General features: G+C 32.5%; 2 protein-coding genes and 2 pseudogenes. 1 reads left to right on the top strand and 3 read right to left on the bottom strand.

From position 1 onward, the window contains the following. Positions 1-54: 54 nt before the first annotated feature. Positions 55-777, bottom strand: a complete 723-nt coding sequence (locus tag V6U76_RS05180; RefSeq protein ID WP_333024073.1) for a uracil-DNA glycosylase — start codon at positions 775-777, stop codon at positions 55-57. Between the two features lie 24 nt (positions 778-801). Then, a complete protein-coding gene (gene hemJ, locus V6U76_RS05185) occupies positions 802-1,230 on the bottom strand; it encodes a protoporphyrinogen oxidase HemJ (protein ID WP_333024075.1) in 429 nt (142 codons plus the stop codon). A 95-nt stretch (positions 1,231-1,325) separates the two neighbouring features. Between hemJ and V6U76_RS05190 the strand changes: the two are divergent. Then, positions 1,326-1,664: pseudogene (locus tag V6U76_RS05190) on the top strand (thiamine pyrophosphate-dependent enzyme); the annotation flags it as partial. On the opposite strand, the pseudogene V6U76_RS05195 reads toward V6U76_RS05190, so the two are convergent. Then, positions 1,663-1,799 (bottom strand): annotated as a pseudogene (locus V6U76_RS05195) (thiamine pyrophosphate-dependent enzyme); the annotation flags it as partial. The pseudogenes V6U76_RS05190 and V6U76_RS05195 overlap by 2 nt on opposite strands.

Consider the following 1,799-nt stretch of genomic DNA (forward strand, 5'->3'; position numbering starts at 1 on the left):
CCTTTTTTATCCCACTTCATCTACTGTTAAATAAGTATTACAATGACTTAAGAATTATGTGATTTCGTGTTCATCAACATACCTTCTAATTTTCTTCAAATCTTCCCATGCTAGGCGTTTTTGTGCAGGTTGGCGTAGTAGATAAGCAGGATGAAAAATTGCAGTTGTAGTTATTGAGTTAGGTAAATATTGATTGGTATATGAGTAGAATTTCCCGCGCAGACTAGAGATAGTTTTTGTATGATCAAGCAAGCTATAACACGCAATGCCACCTACTAATATTAGAACCTGTGGTAAAACTAATGCAATATGCTTTTCTACAAATGGTTTGCATAAATCAAGTTCCAAATCTGTTGGTTTTCTATTGCCAGGCGGGCGCCAAAATACGGTGTTACTTATATACACTTTAGTGCGATCAAGACCGATTGAATTTAGCATCTTATCGAGTAATGCTCCACTTACACCGCAAAATGGGATGCCCTGTATATCTTCATTTGCTCCTGGAGCTTCACCAATAAGCATAATTTTTGAATTTGAATTTCCATCAGAAAAAACAGTGTTTTTAGCCGTTTTTTTAATTTCGCAACCCTCAAAAGATTCAACTTTACCTCTTAATTCATCTATAGTTATAGAACTGTTTGCTGCTTTTCTCGCTTCAATAATATAATCACTAGGAAGACACATGTTTTCCATTTTCTTTGTAACCTTTTCCTCTAACATACAATCTATACCAATTTCTTGATAAAATTTTAATAACTCTAAGTCTTTATTCTTCATAGATATATTCTATCTTTTTTTCAATTAAAATGGTTTGACTATAACCATAATAACAATTATTACTATCAGTAATGTTACTACTTCATTTAGAATACGTAAATAAACATGTGACTTTTTATTTAAGCCTCTATCAAAATCTTTTTTATATTTTGCAAGTAACATATGTATTATAAGCATCATAAATACAGCAAATGCTTTCACATGAAACCATCCTTCACGATATGCTTCTCTCATTACCATTAATATTATTCCAAGGCCAAGTGAAAAAAGCATCGCAGGATTAATTATGCACTTTAACAATCTTTTTTCCATTACTTTTAGTAAGTTATCATTATCAGATCCTATTTTTGCAGATACATGGTAAACATATAGTCTAGGTAGATACAGCATACCTGCCATCCACATGATAACAGAAATTACGTGTAAAGCTTCAAACCAGTGATAGTAATCCATAGCAGTATTATAATTTCACTACTATAATATCGAAATTAGATTCAAAATTCAAAATTTTTTGATAATATATTGATTTAGCTAGGTAGTTCAAGAAGATGGAAATAGAAAATTTTACTAAAGAGCAAGTTATTACCTTATACAGAAAAATGTTGCTTTTAAGAAGATTTGAAGAAAAGGCAGGTCAATTATATGGAATGGGTTTAATAGGTGGATTCTGTCATCTTTATATAGGGCAGGAAGCAGTTGCTGTTGGAACTTATGCAGCATCAAAATCTGGTGACTCCTTTATTACAAGTTATAGAGATCATGGCTTAATGCTTGCATGTGGATCTGATCCAAAACCTGTTATGGCGGAACTCGTTGGTAAAGAAACTGGATGTTCTAAAGGAAAAGGTGGATCTATGCATATGTTTGATACTGAGAAGAATTTTTTTGATGTGCAGCACCATCACCAAAGTAAGTAAAAACAATATTATCGTTTTCTCTGTATTTATTAGCAAATGCTATTCCTGTTCCAATTGGAACTTGTGCTCCTACTATGCCGTGCCCACCAAAAAAATTCTTCTCAG

This window comes from Wolbachia endosymbiont of Pentidionis agamae, from assembly GCF_036711655.1.
Lineage (GTDB): Bacteria > Pseudomonadota > Alphaproteobacteria > Rickettsiales > Anaplasmataceae > JAZHPY01.